Annotated in this window: 13 protein-coding genes; 11 read left to right on the forward strand and 2 right to left on the reverse strand. The window is 70.6% G+C overall.

Annotation, left to right across the window (positions count from 1 at the left end):
• On the reverse strand, positions 1-782 hold a 782-nt coding region (locus ACT2CW_RS13260; protein WP_445516683.1), incomplete at its 3' end, for a nitrilase-related carbon-nitrogen hydrolase.
• 284 nt (positions 783-1,066) lie between these two features.
• Between ACT2CW_RS13260 and ACT2CW_RS13265 the strand changes: the two genes are divergently transcribed.
• The 11 genes from ACT2CW_RS13265 to add all read left to right on the forward strand — a co-directional run bounded on the left by ACT2CW_RS13265 (position 1,067) and on the right by add (position 12,404).
• Positions 1,067-1,675, forward strand: coding sequence for a helix-turn-helix domain-containing protein (locus ACT2CW_RS13265; protein ID WP_086879946.1), 609 nt, complete (start codon positions 1,067-1,069; stop codon positions 1,673-1,675).
• 256 nt (positions 1,676-1,931) lie between these two features.
• The gene (locus ACT2CW_RS13270) at positions 1,932-3,299 is read left to right on the forward strand and encodes an FAD-dependent oxidoreductase (protein WP_445516684.1); all 1,368 of its coding nucleotides are present in this window, start codon (positions 1,932-1,934) and stop codon (positions 3,297-3,299) included.
• Positions 3,296-4,486: a CaiB/BaiF CoA transferase family protein gene (locus ACT2CW_RS13275; protein WP_445516685.1), complete on the forward strand. Its 1,191-nt coding sequence runs from the start codon at positions 3,296-3,298 to the stop codon at positions 4,484-4,486. The genes ACT2CW_RS13270 and ACT2CW_RS13275 overlap by 4 nt, the downstream gene beginning before the upstream one ends.
• Positions 4,483-5,292 carry an enoyl-CoA hydratase-related protein gene (locus ACT2CW_RS13280; RefSeq protein WP_432049038.1) on the forward strand — a complete coding sequence of 270 codons (810 nt, stop codon included), beginning with the start codon at positions 4,483-4,485 and terminating at the stop codon, positions 5,290-5,292. The genes ACT2CW_RS13275 and ACT2CW_RS13280 overlap by 4 nt, the downstream gene beginning before the upstream one ends.
• A 60-nt stretch (positions 5,293-5,352) precedes the next feature.
• Positions 5,353-6,273: a dihydrodipicolinate synthase family protein gene (locus ACT2CW_RS13285; RefSeq protein WP_445516686.1), complete on the forward strand. Its 921-nt coding sequence runs from the start codon at positions 5,353-5,355 to the stop codon at positions 6,271-6,273.
• On the forward strand, positions 6,273-7,046 hold the full coding sequence (locus ACT2CW_RS13290; RefSeq protein ID WP_445516687.1) for an SDR family oxidoreductase: 774 nt from the start codon (positions 6,273-6,275) through the stop codon (positions 7,044-7,046). The genes ACT2CW_RS13285 and ACT2CW_RS13290 overlap by 1 nt, the downstream gene beginning before the upstream one ends.
• Positions 7,047-7,077: 31 nt before the next feature.
• On the forward strand, positions 7,078-8,517 hold the full coding sequence (locus ACT2CW_RS13295) for an aldehyde dehydrogenase family protein (RefSeq protein WP_445516688.1): 1,440 nt from the start codon (positions 7,078-7,080) through the stop codon (positions 8,515-8,517).
• Between the two features lie 134 nt (positions 8,518-8,651).
• The gene (locus ACT2CW_RS13300; RefSeq protein WP_182467344.1) at positions 8,652-9,680 is read left to right on the forward strand and encodes an ABC transporter substrate-binding protein; all 1,029 of its coding nucleotides are present in this window, start codon (positions 8,652-8,654) and stop codon (positions 9,678-9,680) included.
• 23 nt (positions 9,681-9,703) lie between these two features.
• Positions 9,704-10,567 carry an ABC transporter ATP-binding protein gene (locus tag ACT2CW_RS13305; RefSeq protein ID WP_445516689.1) on the forward strand — a complete coding sequence of 288 codons (864 nt, stop codon included), beginning with the start codon at positions 9,704-9,706 and terminating at the stop codon, positions 10,565-10,567.
• Positions 10,567-11,409 carry an ABC transporter permease gene (locus ACT2CW_RS13310; RefSeq protein WP_445516690.1) on the forward strand — a complete coding sequence of 281 codons (843 nt, stop codon included), beginning with the start codon at positions 10,567-10,569 and terminating at the stop codon, positions 11,407-11,409. Before ACT2CW_RS13305 ends, ACT2CW_RS13310 begins: the two co-directional genes overlap by 1 nt.
• Entirely contained in the window at positions 11,409-12,404 is a 996-nt protein-coding gene (gene add / locus ACT2CW_RS13315) for an adenosine deaminase (RefSeq protein ID WP_445516691.1), read from the forward strand. Before ACT2CW_RS13310 ends, add begins: the two co-directional genes overlap by 1 nt.
• Before the next feature lie 17 nt (positions 12,405-12,421).
• Here the strand turns inward: add and ACT2CW_RS13320 are convergent, their stop codons facing one another.
• On the reverse strand, positions 12,422-15,292 hold the full coding sequence (locus ACT2CW_RS13320) for an NHLP bacteriocin export ABC transporter permease/ATPase subunit (RefSeq protein ID WP_445516692.1): 2,871 nt from the start codon (positions 15,290-15,292) through the stop codon (positions 12,422-12,424).
• Between the last annotated feature and the right edge of the window lies 1 nt (position 15,293).

Raw genomic sequence — 15,293 nt, forward strand, 5'->3', positions numbered from 1 at the left:
TGGCGCACCTCGTCGATCAGGCCGAAGTCGAGGTCGCGGACGATCAGCTCCTCCTCCTTGTCACTGGCCACATCGCCGACGAACTGGCCGCGCGGATCGACGAAGTAGCTGGTGCCGTAGAAGTCGTTGTCGCCGTACTCCTCGGTGCCGACGCGGTTGATCGCGGCGATGAAGTACTCGTTGGCCACGGCCGCGGCGGGCTGCTCCAGCTGCCAGAGGTAGGCCGACAGGCCCCGGGAGGTGGCCGAGGGGTTGTAGACCAGCTGCGCCCCCGCCAGGCCCAGCGCACGCCAGCCCTCGGGGAAGTGGCGGTCGTAGCAGATGTACACCCCGACCTTGCCCACGGCGGTGTCGAACACCGGCCAGCCCAGGTTCCCCGGCTTGAAGTAGTACTTCTCCCAGAACCCCTTGACCTGCGGGATGTGGTGCTTGCGGTACTTGCCCAGGTAGCTGCCGTCCGCGTCGATCACGGCGGCGGTGTTGTAGTAGAAGCCGGACTGCTCGAGCTCGAAGACGGGGACGACGATCACCATCCCGGTCTCCCTGGCGAGCGCCTGCATCCGCCGCACGGTCGGCCCGTCCGGCACCGCCTCCGCCCACCGGTAGTGTTCCGCCTCCTGCACCTGGCAGAAGTACGGCGCGTTGAACACCTCCTGGAAGCCGATCACCTTGGCGCCCTGTTCCGCGGCGGTACGGGCGTACTTCTCATGGAGTTCGATCATTGATTCGCCGTCGCCCGTCCACTTCGTCTGGACCAGGGCAGCGCGCACGATATTGGCCATTATGAACTTCCCTCATGAAACCGCGACACACGGGGTCGCGGACTGGGACAGGGATAAACGGCTGCGGCAAGACCGTAAGCCGAAAGTACGAGTCCGTAAATGGCCACCGCAATATTCTGCGCGTTTCTTTTGCGTTTCCCGTCGGTAAAAACCTGACAGGCCGTCAGTCATTGGCCCGGGCGGCGGGGCCCGGCCCCGGGGACCGGGACGCCACCCCTTGACATGTTGAAGAACTTCATTATGGTGAAGTCACCGTTCCATGGTGGCCGGACGAGGAGCGACGCATGAGCAGCAGCAACGCGGGCGACAAGGACAACCGTCCCGACGCCGATGCGTCCATCGCCTCGTTGGGCGAACAGATCCGATCCCTCCGCAAGCATCTCGGACTCACCCTGGAGGAGCTGAGCAGCCGATCGAATGTGAGCACGGGCCTCATCAGTCTGCTGGAGCGAGGAAAGGGAAATCCTTCCTTCGCAAGTCTGATCCAATTGGCCCATGGGCTCGATGTGCCGATCGGTCGGCTTTTCCATGGTGAAACCCCGGCCAGTCCCGTGGTGCGCGCAAAAGAGCGCCGCACTCTGGAATGGCATGGAAATGAAAAGCTCGACGGTGCCCGTTACCAGCTCCTCACTCCGTCCCTGAAAGGGGCGCTCGAAGTGGTCTGGGTGGAAACGGAGCCCGGCCATGACACCAGCGGTACTCCCTTCCGGCACAACGGCGAGGAGTTCGGCATCGTTCTGTCCGGGGTGAAGGACGTCTTCCTCGACGGTGTCCGGCACCGGCTCGAGGCGGGCGACTCCATCACCTACTCGTCGAGCATTCCGCACTGGTACGTCGCGGTCGGCGATGAGCCGTCGACCGCGATCTGGGTGATCACCCCGCCCACCTGGTAGAGCCAGGCCGTCGGGCCGTTCCACCCCATCTCCCGATCCGGTACGGGTCAGGGCAGCGTCGCCCACGCCACTCGTGCTTCCCCTCTCTTCCCGCTTTCCGCCCGGCCATCAGGGCGGGGGCGTTCCCCGGCTCACCTCGCTCACCTCGCGGTACGGCCATGTGTCCGGCGTTCCCTCCGGGCGCCGTGCGCCGTCCTCCCCTCCCCGAGGTCCACGGACGTCCGGTGACGCGACGCCGTATTCGAAAGGAGACAACGTGGCCGACCTCAATGGGTCCGTGACCCTGGAGGCCATCGACGCACCGATCGTGCGCCGCAGTGACGTCGTGGTGGTGGGCGGAGGCCCGGCGGGTGTCAGCGCCGCGGTCGCCGCCGCGCGGGCCGGTGCCGAGGTGACACTCCTGGAGCGCTATGCGGCGCTCGGCGGCCTCGCCTCCGGCGGTATGGTCCTGGTGCTCGACGACATGTGCAACGCCGATGAGATCACCGTGAGCGGTGTGGTGGATGAGTACGTCGAGCGCATGGCCGCCATGGACCTGGCCGTCTACCCGCCCCCGGAGGAGCGGGTCTCCTCGCCCGAGGCATGGGCCAAGTGGAGCCGCTGGGGCGCCTTCGACTTCCACTCCCACGCCAGCCCCAAGCCCATCTGCTACGCCGTCGCCTTCGACCCGGACGGCTGGAAGCGGGTCTCCAACGACCTGGTGCGCGAGAGCGGTGTCCACCTGCGGCTGCACAGCTGGTTCTCCCGGCCGGTGATCCAGGACGGCGCGATCAAGGGCGTGGTGTGCGAGACCAAGGCGGGCCCACAGGCCGTCCTCGGTGATGTCGTCATCGACACCAGCGGGGACATCGACGTGGCCTCGCGCGCCGGAGCCCCGTACACCGAAGGCCGGTACATCGTCACCCTCGTCTCCCGCCTCGGAGGTGTGGACACCGACGCGGCGCAGCGTTTTGAGACGGAGAATCCCGTTGAGTTCCGGGCCGTCAACCGCAAGATCAAGCGCCTGCTCGGCGGCGCCTGGGACCTGTGGTGGCTCAAGACCCCCGTCCCGGGCGTCGTGTGGTGCAACTGCCCGCATCTGACCGGCTACGACGGCGCCGACCCGACCTCCCTGACCGAGGCGGAGTTCGACGCCAGGGCACGGATGGGAGCCGTGGTGGAGTACGCCAGGCAATACCTCCCCGGCTTCGAGAGCTGCTATCTGCTCGACGTCGCCGAGCAGATGGGCGTCCGGCAGACCCGGCTGCTCGACGGGGAGTACGTCGTCACCAAGGACGACATCGTCTCGCGCCGCCACTTTCCCGACACCGTCGCCCGCGGCCGTGACTACTACTACCCCTATCGGTCGTTCGTTCCGCGGAGCGTCGACCAGCTCCTCGTCGCCGGGCGGCACTACTCGGCCACCCCGGACGCCCAGCGGATGTCCCGGGAGATTCCGCCCTGCATGGCGATGGGCCAGGCCACGGGTATCGCCGCGAGCATCGCGGCCGACCGCGGCATCCTCGTCCGCGACGTGCCGACGCGGGACATCCGGAAGCTGATGCGTGACCAGGGTGCCGACCCGGGCGACGTCCCCTCGGAGAACGCCACGATCGACGAGACGAACAGTGAGGCGGCCGCATGAGCACCCGACGGCTCCCGCTCGACGGCGTGGTCGTCGTCGACTTCACCCAGGTGTACGCCGGACCGTCCTGCACCCAGATGCTCGGCGACTTCGGCGCGGACGTGATCAAGATCGAGCGCCCCGGCACCGGCGATCTGTCCCGCACTTCCTTTCCCGACGAGGCGGGCCTCGACAACCCCGTCTTCTGGAGCATCAACCGCAACAAGCGCAGCGTCAGCATCGACACCCGGACCGAGGAGGGCAAGCGGGCGGTTCTCGACCTCGTCGCCCGCGCCGACGTCGTGACCTCCAACTTCCGGGCCGGCGTCATGGACCGGATCGGCTTCGGCTACGAGGCGCTGCGTGCCGTCAACCCCCGCGTCATCTGGGCCTCCGCGACCGGATTCGGGGAGAAGGGCCCGTACGCCCACAAGGGCGGCCAGGACATCCTGACGCAGGCGTACACCGGCGTCATGTGGCGCAGGGCCTCCGACGACACTCCGGTCAGCATCTATCCGACCAGCCTGTGCGACTACACCACGGGCATGCACATGGTGCAGGGCATCCTCCTGGCGCTGCTCCACCGGGAACACACCGGGGAGGGGCAGAAGGTGGAGATCGCCATGTACGACTCCATCCTCCATATGCAGATGCAGGAGGCGGCCACCCGGATGAACCGGGACGCGGAGATCAACTGGGCCGCGATGCCGCTCACCGGGGCGTATCAGACCACCGATGGCGCCGTGGTCATGGTCGGAGCGTTCAAACAGAACCCGCTTCGGGACATCTGCGCCGCCCTGGAGATCGGCGAGGACCTTTCGCTCCGCCCGGAGTACGCCACCGCGGAGGGACAGCAGCAGCACCGCCCCGAGCTGCGGCGGCTGTTCGCCGAGCGGTTCGCCACCGGAAGCACCGCCCACTGGATGAAGCGGCTGGAGGCACAGGACCTGCTCTGCGCGCCCGTGCGCACCATGGAGGAGGCGCTCCGCGATGAACAGACCATCGTCAACGGCATGATCGTCGAGATGGAACACCCCACCGAGGGCTCGGTGCGGGTCCTGGGCAATCCGGTGCATCTGTCCGCCACCCCGGCCGAGGTGCGCAGGGTGCCTCCAGGGCTCGGGGTCCACGGTGACGAGGTGCTGGGCGAGGCCGGTTACGACGCGACCCGGCTGCGTGCGCTGCGCGAGGCGGGGGTGCTGCGATGAGCGGCGACGAGGCGGTGCGCGACGAGGTGCGCTGCGTACGGGAGCACGACGGGCGGGTGGCGCGGGTCGTCATCGACCGCCCCCGGGTCCTCAACGCCGTGGACCGGGCCACCACCGAGCGGCTGAAGGAGATCTGGGCCGAGATCGAGGCCGACCGCGGCATCCGCGCGGTCGTCGTCACCGGGGCGGGCGAGCGGGCGTTCTCCACCGGGGCCGACATGTCGGCGGGCGCGACCGCCAAGAGCGGTCTGGAGTACTGGGCCGGGCTGGACCCCGATGGCTTCGGGGCCCTGAGCCTGCGCGAGACCCTCGATGTCCCGGTCATCGCGAGGGTCAACGGCTATGCCCTGGGCGGTGGCATGGAGATGGTGCTGGGCTGCGACATCGTGGTCGCCGCCGAACATGCGCGGTTCGGCCTCACCGAGCCCAGGGTCGGGCGCATCCCCCTCGACGGAGGGGTGTTCCGGCTCATGGAGCGGATTCCGCACACCCAGGCCATGGGGCTGCTGCTCACCGGCCGCAAGGTACCGGCCGCGGAGCTGTACCGGATGGGCCTGGTGAACGAGGTCGTGCCCGGGGAGCGGCTCGACGAGGCGGTGGATCGCTGGCTCGCCGAGGTGCTCGCCTGCTCGCCGGTGTCGCTGCGCGCGATCAAACAGATGGCGCGCGCCGGGGCCGGGCTCACCGCCCGTCAGGCGCACGCGCTGCGGCTGCCCGCGCTGATGGACGCGGTGGACAGCGAGGACGCGGCGGAGGGCGTACGCGCCTTCCAGGAGAAGCGTCCGCCCGTCTGGCCCGGCCGCTGAACCCGCCCCCGATCGAATGCCACGGCCACCGGAACGGGCCGAACAGCGAGGAGAGAACCCATGTCCATCCCACCGCGGCCACTGCCGCCCGGCGTCTGGGGCGTCGTGGCGACACCCTTCGCCGGCTCGACCCTCGACGTCGATGAATCGGCCCTGGCCCGCCTGGTCGAGCGTTACGCGGAGCTCGGTGTCACCGGGCTGACCGTGCTCGGCGTCTTCGGCGAGGCCGCCCAGCTCTCCCGTGCCGAGCGCCGGGCCGTCCTGGAGGTCGTCCGCGACACCGTCGATCTGCCGCTGGTGGTCGGGGCCACCGGTCTGTCCACAGCGCCGGTCGTCGAGGAGGCCGAGCTGATCGGCGAGGTGGCGGGCGACCGGGTCGCCGGGCTGATGACCCAGGTCAACTCCCCGCTTCCACAGACGGTCACGGCCCATTTCAACGCCGTGCACGAGGCCACCGGCCTCGGGCTCGTCATCCAGGACTATCCGGCGGCCAGCGGAGTCTCCATCCGCCCCGGGGACCTGGCCGCCGTGGTGCGCCGGGTGCCGTCGGCGGTCGGGGTGAAGGCGGAGGCGCCACCGACGCCCGCCGTCATCGGCGTCCTGGCGGAACAGACCGACATCCCCGTCTTCGGTGGGCTCGGCGGGCTCGGTCTGCTGGACGAACTGGCCGCGGGGGCCGCCGGGGCGATGACCGGTTTCTCGGCACCCGAAGGGCTCATCGCCTGCGTCGAAGCCTACCGATCCGGTGGGTACGAGGCGGCGCGCGAGGCGTATCTGCCCTATCTGCCGCTGGTCAACTTCGAGGCGCAGGCCGGCATCGGGCTCGCGCTGCGCAAGGAGGCGCTCCGGCAGCGCGGTCTGATCATGGAGGCCGAGGTCCGGCCGCCCGCCCGTGCGCTCCCCGAGAGCCTCGTCCCTCAGCTCCTTCGCCATCTCACCGCGCTGCCCTCGGCGGAGCGCGTGCCGGAAGGGGCGCGCTGATGGATCTGGGGCTGACGGGACGTACGGCCGTCGTCGCCGCGTCCACCGGAGGGCTCGGCCGCGCGGTGGCGGAGGCACTGGCCGATGAGGGGGCACGGGTGGTGGTCTCCGGCAGGCGCGGGGAAGTCGCCGAGAAGGTGGCCGCCGGGCTGCCCGAGGCGATCGGTGTCGAGGTGGACCTCACCGCGCCGAACGGCCCGCGCGCCCTCATGGACGCGGCGTATGCGGCATACGGGCACGTGGACATCCTCGTCCTCAACGGCCCCGGTCCCGAACCGGGCCCGGCGGCCGGGGTCGACGACACCGATCTGGCCCGGGCGGCGGAGAGTCTGCTGCTCGCGCAGGCGCGCCTGGTCACGGCGGCGCTGCCCGCGATGCGCGAACGCCGCTGGGGCAGGATTCTGGCGATCGGTTCCAGCGGTGTCACCGCACCGCTGCCGGGCCTCGCTCTGTCCAACGCGGGCCGGGCGGCGCTGGCCGGGTATCTCAAGACGCTGGCCGCGGAGACCGCCGCGGACGGGGTGACCGTCAACCTGCTGCTGCCGGGCCGGATCGCCACCGACCGGGTCGCCCGGTTGGACGCGGCCAAGGCCGAGCGGGAGGGGCGCACCACCGAGGAGGTGGCGGCCGCCTCACGAGCCACGATCCCGGCCGGACGGTACGGCACCACCGACGAGTTCGGCGCCGTGGCCGCATTCCTGTGCGGGGCGCCTGCCTCGTATCTGACCGGTACCGCCGTGCGCTGCGACGGCGGTCTGGTGCGCAGTCTGTGATCCGCGGCGTGATGAACCGAGAGGCACACCGATGACCGAGTCCGGCACTGTGCGGATAACCAACCACCTCGCCGGTTCGGCGGCGGGGGAACCCACGGTCGAGCGCCGCAACCCCGCGGATCCCACTGATCTCGTGGCCGTGACCCCCGCCTCCGACGCGGCGGCGGTGACCGAGGCGGTCACCGCCGCCGAGGGGGCGCAGCCCGGCTGGGCGGCGCTGCCGGCCCCGGCGCGGGGCACCGTCCTGATGGACGCGGCGGAGATCCTGCGCGGCCGGCATGAGGCAGCGGCCCGCGATCTGACCCGGGAGGAGGGCAAGACCCTGGCCGAGGCGCGCGGCGAGGTGCGGCGCGCCATCGACGTCCTGCGCTACTTCGGCTCCGCGGGCTGGCGGCTGGGCGGGCGGACGTTCCCCAGCGCCACGCCCGATACGACGGTGCACACCCGGCTGGAACCGATGGGGGTGGCCGGGCTGATCACCCCGTGGAACTTCCCCATCGCCATCCCGGCCTGGAAGATGGCGCCCGCCCTGGTGAGCGGGAACAGCGTGGTCATCAAGCCCGCCGAGCTGACCCCGGTGTCGGTGCGCCATCTCACGACGGCCCTGACGGAGGCGGGTCTGCCGCCCGGAGTGCTGAACGTGGTGCACGGCAAGGGGTCGGTGGTGGGCGAGGCGCTGGTCGCCGACCCGCGGGTGGCGGCGGTCTCCTTCACCGGTTCCACCGGTGTGGGCAACCGGATCCGTGAGACGGTCGAGCGCCGTCACGGCCGGGTCCAGCTGGAGATGGGCGGTAAGAATGCGGTGGTGGTGCTGGACGACGCCGATGTGGAGCAGGCCGCCGCGCTGGCGGCGGCGGGGGGCTTCGGTCTCACCGGGCAGGCGTGCACGGCCTCTTCGCGGATCATCTGCACCCCGGGGGTGCATGACGCGTTCGTCGAGGCGCTGGCCGCACAGGCCGACCGCTACCGGCCGGGCGACGGGCTCGTGGCAGGGACGGCGATGGGCCCCGTGGTCAGCGCCTCTCAGCTGGAGACGGATGTGGCGGCGGTGGAGCGGGCACGGGCCGAGGGCGCCACCGTCGTCACGGGCGGAGCGGCGCCGGACGGGCTGTTCCTGGCGCCCACGGTGCTCGCGGGAGTCGGCCCCGGCCACTCCTCGGCCCGGGACGAGATCTTCGGCCCGGTGGTGGCGGTGCTCCCGGCCGAGGGCCTGGACGAGGCCATCAGCCTGGTCAACGATTCGGTGTACGGCCTCGCGGCAAGTATCTGCACCCGGGATCTGACGGCCGCCCAGCATTTCGTGGCAAGGGCGCAAGCAGGAGTTGTCAAGGTCAACCGTCCCACGACCGGGCTCGATTTGAACGTCCCGTTCGGCGGGGTCAAGGACTCCTCCACCAATACCTTCCGCGAACAGGGGCCGACCGCGGTGGAGTTCTTCACCTGGTCGAAATCCGTCTATCTCGGCTGGTGAGTTTCACCGCCGTAAACAATGGCATTCGACAACGCTCCACCATTGCTGGTTCGAAGAAATGCTGATGTAGTGAAGGAAGCCATCGGAAGCAGCAGTTCCGTTTCACTGTTTCCGCCTCCGGAATTGAGGTAGTCATGAGCGACAAGGTTTCCCGGCGGAGATTCCTCGCCGTCGGCGGCGGTCTCGCCGTGGGCGGTTTCGTCACGGCCTGCGGCGGTGGGCCCGGCGGGGCGGGCGGCGCCGGCGGCACCGCCAAGTACCAGATAGCCTGGACGGGTGACAACGGGGTTCTCGGTGAGGTCGTCGCCGACGCGAAGGGCTGGTACAAGGAGGCCGGGGTCAACCTCACCTTCCAGCCCGGCGGCCCCAATGTGAACGGTGTGACCCTGGTGTCCGGCGGCGCCGCGGCCTTCGGCCAGAACGCGTCCAGCCCCGCCGTCATGATGGCGCGCTCCCAAGGGCAGCCCGTGCGGGCGTTCGCCGTGGGCGTGCAGCAGCATCCGCTCGCATACATCTCCCTGCCCGGCAATCCGGTCAGAAAGCCGAAGGACCTCATAGGCAAGACCGTCGGCATACAGGCGGGCGGCGATGTGGTCCTCGACGCGGTGCTCGCGGCGAACAACATCGACAAATCCAAGGTCAAGGTCCAGGTGGTCGGATCCGACTTCACCCCGCTCAAGCGCGGAAAGGTCGATGCCATGGCGGGCTGGATCACCAACCTCGAGGCGTTCTCCATCCTGGACGAATACGAGACACTGCGGGTGTGGGACTCGGGCGTCCATCTCTACGGCAATGTCTACTTCGCCACCGACGCGACGATAGAGAAGCGCCCGAAAATGCTCCAGGGATTCGTGGAGGCGACCGCCCGCGGCTATGAATACGCCCATGCGCATCTCGACGAGGCCGTCGAGATGCTGGTGAAGAAGTATCCCAGCCTGAAAAAGGAATCCCAGTTCAAGGCCAGCGAGGTGTTGCTGAAGCTGATCTTCACTGAGGCCACCGCCAAGGGCGGATGGGGCGCCATGAGCAGGGACGTCTGGCAGCAGCAGATCAGCCAGTACACACGGCTCAAGCAGTTCACCTCCAAGCCGCCGACCGTGGACAAGGTCATGACGACCGACGTTCTGCGGGCCACGGCGGCATCCCGACCCAAGCTCGGCTGACCGCCCCCGAGGGAGGAACTCTCGTGACAGCCAAGACAGCCATGGCAGCCGGATCAACGACCGCCGCGGACACCCCGGACTCCACGACGGCGACGCCGGGCGGGGCCGGGCCCAGCAACAGCGTCGAACTGGAAAACATCACGGTCACCTTCGCCACCGAACGCGGGGAGGTGACCGCGCTGCGCGACATCAGCCTCACCGTCGAGAACGGCGGATTCGTCTCGCTCCTGGGCCCGTCCGGATGTGGCAAGTCCACTCTGCTGCGCGTGGTGGCGGATCTGCTCTCCCCCACAGCGGGCACGGTCGCGGTGCTCGGCACCTCGGCACACCAGGCGCGCACCTCCCGCCGGCTGGGGTTCGTCTTCCAGGACTCGGCGCTGCTGCCCTGGCGCACCGCGCTGGAGAACGTCCGGCTGCCGCTCCAGGTCGGCGGCGGCACCAAAGCCGTACCGGACGCGGCGGACGCTCCGTCCCCCGAGGAACTGCTGACGCTGGTGGGCCTCGCGGGGCGGGAGAACGCCTATCCGCATGAGCTGTCCGGCGGAATGCGCCAGCGCGTCTCGATCGCCCGCGCGCTGGTGTGCCGGCCGCGGGTGCTGCTGATGGACGAGCCCTTCGGCGCCCTGGACGAGATCACCCGTGACCGGCTCAACGAGGAGCTGCTGCGCATCTGGGAGGCGACCGGGACCACCATCCTCTTCGTCACCCACAGCATCGCCGAAGCCGTGTTCATGTCGCAGCGGATCCTGGTGCTCTCCTCTCATCCGGGGCGGGTCCGTGAGCTGGTCCCGGTGGACCTGCCCCATCCACGCACCCTCGACGTCCGTGAGACCCCCGAGTTCACCGCGCTCGCCGCCCGCCTTCGCCGCCTGCTGGAGGATTGCTGATGCCGACCGCCACCGCCTCGACGCCATCGGCGGCCGCCGAGCCCGATGTGAAGTCCGCCGGGCGCGGGCGAGGTTCCGGACGCGGCGGCGCCCGCCCGCTCCGCGCGCTGCTGCCGGTGTCCGTGGCGCTCGTCCTGCTCGCCCTGTGGGAGCTCGGCTGCCGCCTCTTCTCGGTGCCCCAGTATGTGCTGCCGATGCCCTCGGACATCTGGCGTTCCCTGAACGACGACTCGGCCCTGCTGATGGACAACGCCTGGCCCACCGTCATCGAATCCGCCCTGGGCTTCGCGGTGGGCAACGCGGTGGCGGTGCTGTTGGCCGTCGTCTTCGTCCACTACCGGCCGGTGGAGCGGGCGTTGATGCCCGTCGCGCTGTTCATCCGCACCATCCCCATCGTGGCCATCGCGCCCGTCCTCGTCATCATGATGGGCAACGGCTATGCCCCGAAGGTGGCCATCGGCGCGCTGATCTCGTTCTTCCCCACCCTGGTCAACATGGTGCGCGGGCTCCAGGCGGTGGACAAGCAGTCGCTGGAGCTGCTGCGGGTGCTGTCCGCCTCCCCCTGGGAGATCCTTTTCAAGGTGCGGATATACGCCTCGCTGCCGTACCTCTTCTCCTCCCTGAAGATCGCCACGGGCAACTGTGTGATCGGGGCGATCGTGGCCGAGTGGATCGGCTCCCAGCAGGGGCTCGGCTATCTCATCATCCAGACCACCTACAACTTCAACACTCCACAGCTGTACGCCGTGATGGTCATCGCCTCCGCCATCGCGATCGTCTTCTACGCACTGGTCGGCACGGCGGAGCGGCTGATCGTGCGTTGGGAGGCCAAGGCCCCCTGATGGAGCGGAAACCACTGGCCGCGGCCGACTTCCTGACCCTGCCGAAGGCCGAACTGCATCTGCACACCGAGGCCGCGATACGCCCGGACACCGCGCGGGAGTTCAGCGAGCGGTACGGGCTGCCGATGCCGCCGCTGGGCGACGCGTATCCGACGTGGCCGGTGTTCAATCATGCCTATGAGAGCTGCCGCGCGCTGGTGGGGTCGCTCGAGGATCTGCGACGGGTGGTCGAGGAGGTCTTCGACGCGGCCCCGGACGCGGGTGTCGTCTGGACGGAACTCCATCTGGGCCCACATCTCTACCGGGGTCGGCTGGGCCCGCCCGAGGCCCTGGTGGAGGCCGCGCTGGACGGCCTGGCCGCGGCAAGCGGCGACGGCGGCATCATCGTGGGGATCGGGCGCGACCGGAGCCCGGTGGAGGCGGCCGAGGCGGCCGCCTTCGCGGTCCGCCACCGCGAACGCGGCGTCGTGGCGATGGGCCTGACCGGAGACGAGGCGGGCCGTCCCGCCGACGACTTCGCCGAGGCGTTCCGCGTCGCGCGCGAGGGAGGCCTCGCGGTGGTCCCGCACGCCGGGGAGAGCGGCCCCGCCTCGAGCGTGCGCAACACCGTGGAGCTGCTCTCCCCCGACCGGGTGTGCCACGGCGTGCGCGCCGTCGAGGACCCCGGGCTCATCCGTGAGCTGGCCGAGCGGCGCATCTGCCTGGACATCGCGATCACCGGCAACGTCATGCTGAAGGCCGTCGCGTCGGCCACGGCCCATCCCCTGCCCGCCCTGGTTCGCGCGGGCGTCCCGGTGACGCTGAACAGCGACGCGCCGTATCTGTACGGCGTCGGCATCCTGGACGAGTACGCCACGGCACACAGCCGCTACGGCCTGAGCGCCACCGACCTCGCCCGCATCGCCGCGGACTCGCTCCGCTTCTCGGCCGCCGGGCCGGATCTCGCGGTCCGGATGCGGGACCGGATCGACGCCTGGGCGGCCCACCACGGCTGACCGCCGGGATGACGCCCCTAGAGCGTCTGGCGCCGCACCAGCTCGTGCAGCTTGCCGCCCGGGATGGCCATCAGCTCGGCCGGGGCGCCCTGCTCCACGATCCGGCCGTCCTCCATGACCAGCACCCGGTCGGCGTCCATGACGGTCGACAGCCGGTGGGCGATCACCAGCCGGCTGGCGTTGAGCCGCCGGGTGCTGTCGATGACGATGCGCTGGGTCTCGTTGTCCAGGGCGCTGGTGGCCTCGTCGAAGAAGAGGATGCGCGGACGGCGGATGAGGGCCTGGGCGATCATCAGCCGCTGCCGCTGGCCGCCGGAGATGGCGCCGCTGCCGGAGATCATGGTCTGGAGCCCCATGGGCATTTGCCGGATGTCCTCGGCCAGACCCGCCAGTTCGGCGGCCTCCATGGCCTCCTCGGGGGTGTACGGCTCGGCGCCGCGGATGCAGTCGAGGATCGTGCCGCCGAGGGGCTGGGCGTTCTGGAGGACCACCCCGCACTGGCGGCGCACGGCCGCCTGGTCGAGGGCGGCGAGGTCCTGGCCGTCGTAGAGCACACTGCCGGACACCGGCCGTTCGAAGCCGATGAGCAACCGCAGCAGGGTCGACTTGCCGCAGCCGCTCGGGCCGACGACGGCCACGAACTCGCCCGGCCGGATCTCCAGCGAGACATCGTCGAGCACCAGCGGCCCGTCGTCGCCGTAGCGGAAGGTGAGGTTTCTGGCCCGGAGGTCACCGGAGAGCCGCCCCGGCTGGGCACTGCCGCCGCGCACCTCCGGCGGCTCGTCCAGGATCGGCTTGACCTGCTCGAACATGGGCAGGACGGCGACCACGGAGACCAGGGAGTTGGTGAGCTGCGTGAGGGAGGTGAGCAGCATGGTCACCGAGGTGTTGAAGGTCAGGAAGGCGCCCGCCGACATGCTCCCCCGCGCCGGACCGGCCAGCAGCATGAACACGGCGAGGGAGACCAGCGGGAGGTAGACGGAGTCCAACACCTGGGTGAGGTTCTTGATGCGCCCGGTGCGCTGATGCAGATCGCGGGAGTGGGCGAAGCCGCGGGCCCAGGCCGCGTAGGCGAAGTTCTCGGCCGCGGCGACCCGCAGCTTGGGCAGCCCGCGCAGGGTCTGGAACGCCTGGTTGTTGAGCTTGTTCTCGCTCTCCACCAGCCGTCGCTGCCAGCGCACCTGCCACAGCCCCATGCCGAGGAAAACCCCGGAGACCACCAGCAGTACGGCGATCACCGCGAGCGCCAGCGAGGCGCTGTAGTACAGCAGCAGGGCGAGGTTCATCACGCCCACGGTCCCGGCCTGGAGGACCGTCGGGGCGACCCCGGACATCACCCGGCGCATGGTGCTGATGCCCATTGCCGCGCTGGCCAGCTCTCCGGTGGAGCGCTGGGCGAAGAAGGTGGTGGGCAGCCGCAGCAGCCGGTCCCACACCGCGGGCTGGAGGGTGGACTCCAGCCGCCCCTCGAGCCGCAGCAGGGTCAGGTTCTGAAGCAGCATGAACGCGGCCGCCACGACGCCGGCGACGATCAGGGCCAGGGAGATCTGGACGATGGGGCTCTTCTCGGCGCGGGGCACGAAGCCGCCCAGCACCTGGCCGGTGGCGAGCGGCACCAGCGCGCCGAGCGCCACCGTCACCAGCCCGCCGATCAGGAGGTTGCGGAAGTCCCCGGCGGCGCCGCGCACGCTGAAGCGCATCAGCCGCCACACCGTCATCGGCCGGTCGGGCAGCGGACGGTAGAACATCACGCCCCGCGGCTCGAACTCCTCCGCGTTGCCGCCGCCCACACGGATCCGCAGCCCGGAGGCGGGGTTGACGGCCTCGTACCGGCCGCGCCGCCACAGCAGCGCCACCGGGGCCCCGGACTTGGCGCGGTAGCCCACCAGCGGTCCGGCGTCCTCCCGCCACCACTGGCCCTCAAGACGGACGGCCCGGGTGCGGATCCTGGCGTGGGCGGCGATGCGCTCCACCGGGTCCGTACGGTCGTCGGTGGCGCGGCCCCGCTGCGGGTCGGGCAGGGTGATCCCGGCGGCCTCCGCCACCGCGCGGCACACCGCGTGCACGGCGTCGTCGGTGCTCTCCTCCGACGGCCGCCGGTCCCGCCGGGGCCCTCCGATGGAGGCGATCAGCGCCTGGTCGGCGCGGGTGCGCACAGCCTCGCCGGCCCGGATACCGGCCGCCGTACGGTCGGCGTGGGCCCGCTCCATGGTCTCGATCCAGCGGTCCACGGCGGTGCCGAGGCGGTACTGCTGGTTGACCATCCGCTGCCACAGCGCGCCGTCGATCAGCAGGTCACCGGCGGCCTGGGCGCTGTACTCGGCGCCGTAGCGCACACTGCCGGGCGGCACCGGGAGCCAGAGCAGGTCCTCGTCGGCCGCCTCCGCCTCGGACGCGGCCCCGCCGTCCAGCGGGGCCTGGAAGAGGACGCCGAGGCTGCGGCTCACCCCGAGCGCCACGGCGTGCTCCAGCGGGGTGGGCGGGGTGTCCTGGAAGCCGCCGCCGTACGTGGCGTACGGATCGCCGGACTGGCCGGTGCCGTATGCGTCGTGGACCTCCGGGCGGTACAGCTCGCGCAGCGGGATGCGGCGCACCTGGCAGTCCTGCGAGGGGCGGCCCAGCAGGGTGTGGCGCGGCCCCTCGACCGGGCCGGGGAGCGCCGCGCCCGTCTCCAGGCGGCCGAGGAAGTGCCACTGCCCCTCCTCGGCGGCGTCCACCGCGAACAGATCCAGGGCGCCGCCGACGACGAGCCAGAGCACCTGCGGGCCCTCCAGCGGAAGGCTGCGCAGCCCGGCGCAGTCGACGGGCGCACCGAGGGCGCCCAGCGCCTGGACCACCGCGTCGCCGCCGTCCGCGGCCACCGCGGCGGCCGGGTGAACGGACGCCATG

This window comes from Streptomyces sp. NEAU-174 (assembly GCF_052665095.1).

Coding starts and splice junctions, on each gene's coding strand:
- ACT2CW_RS13265 (WP_086879946.1), top strand. CDS start 1,067: ATGAGCAGCAGCAACGCGGGCGACAAGGACAACCGTCCCGACGCCGAT.
- ACT2CW_RS13275 (WP_445516685.1), top strand. CDS start 3,296: ATGAGCACCCGACGGCTCCCGCTCGACGGCGTGGTCGTCGTCGACTTC.
- ACT2CW_RS13280 (WP_432049038.1), top strand. CDS start 4,483: ATGAGCGGCGACGAGGCGGTGCGCGACGAGGTGCGCTGCGTACGGGAG.
- ACT2CW_RS13285 (WP_445516686.1), top strand. CDS start 5,353: ATGTCCATCCCACCGCGGCCACTGCCGCCCGGCGTCTGGGGCGTCGTG.
- ACT2CW_RS13290 (WP_445516687.1), top strand. CDS start 6,273: ATGGATCTGGGGCTGACGGGACGTACGGCCGTCGTCGCCGCGTCCACC.
- ACT2CW_RS13295 (WP_445516688.1), top strand. CDS start 7,078: ATGACCGAGTCCGGCACTGTGCGGATAACCAACCACCTCGCCGGTTCG.
- ACT2CW_RS13300 (WP_182467344.1), top strand. CDS start 8,652: ATGAGCGACAAGGTTTCCCGGCGGAGATTCCTCGCCGTCGGCGGCGGT.
- ACT2CW_RS13310 (WP_445516690.1), top strand. CDS start 10,567: ATGCCGACCGCCACCGCCTCGACGCCATCGGCGGCCGCCGAGCCCGAT.
- add (WP_445516691.1), top strand. CDS start 11,409: ATGGAGCGGAAACCACTGGCCGCGGCCGACTTCCTGACCCTGCCGAAG.
- ACT2CW_RS13320 (WP_445516692.1), bottom strand. CDS start 15,292: ATGGCGTCCGTTCACCCGGCCGCCGCGGTGGCCGCGGACGGCGGCGAC.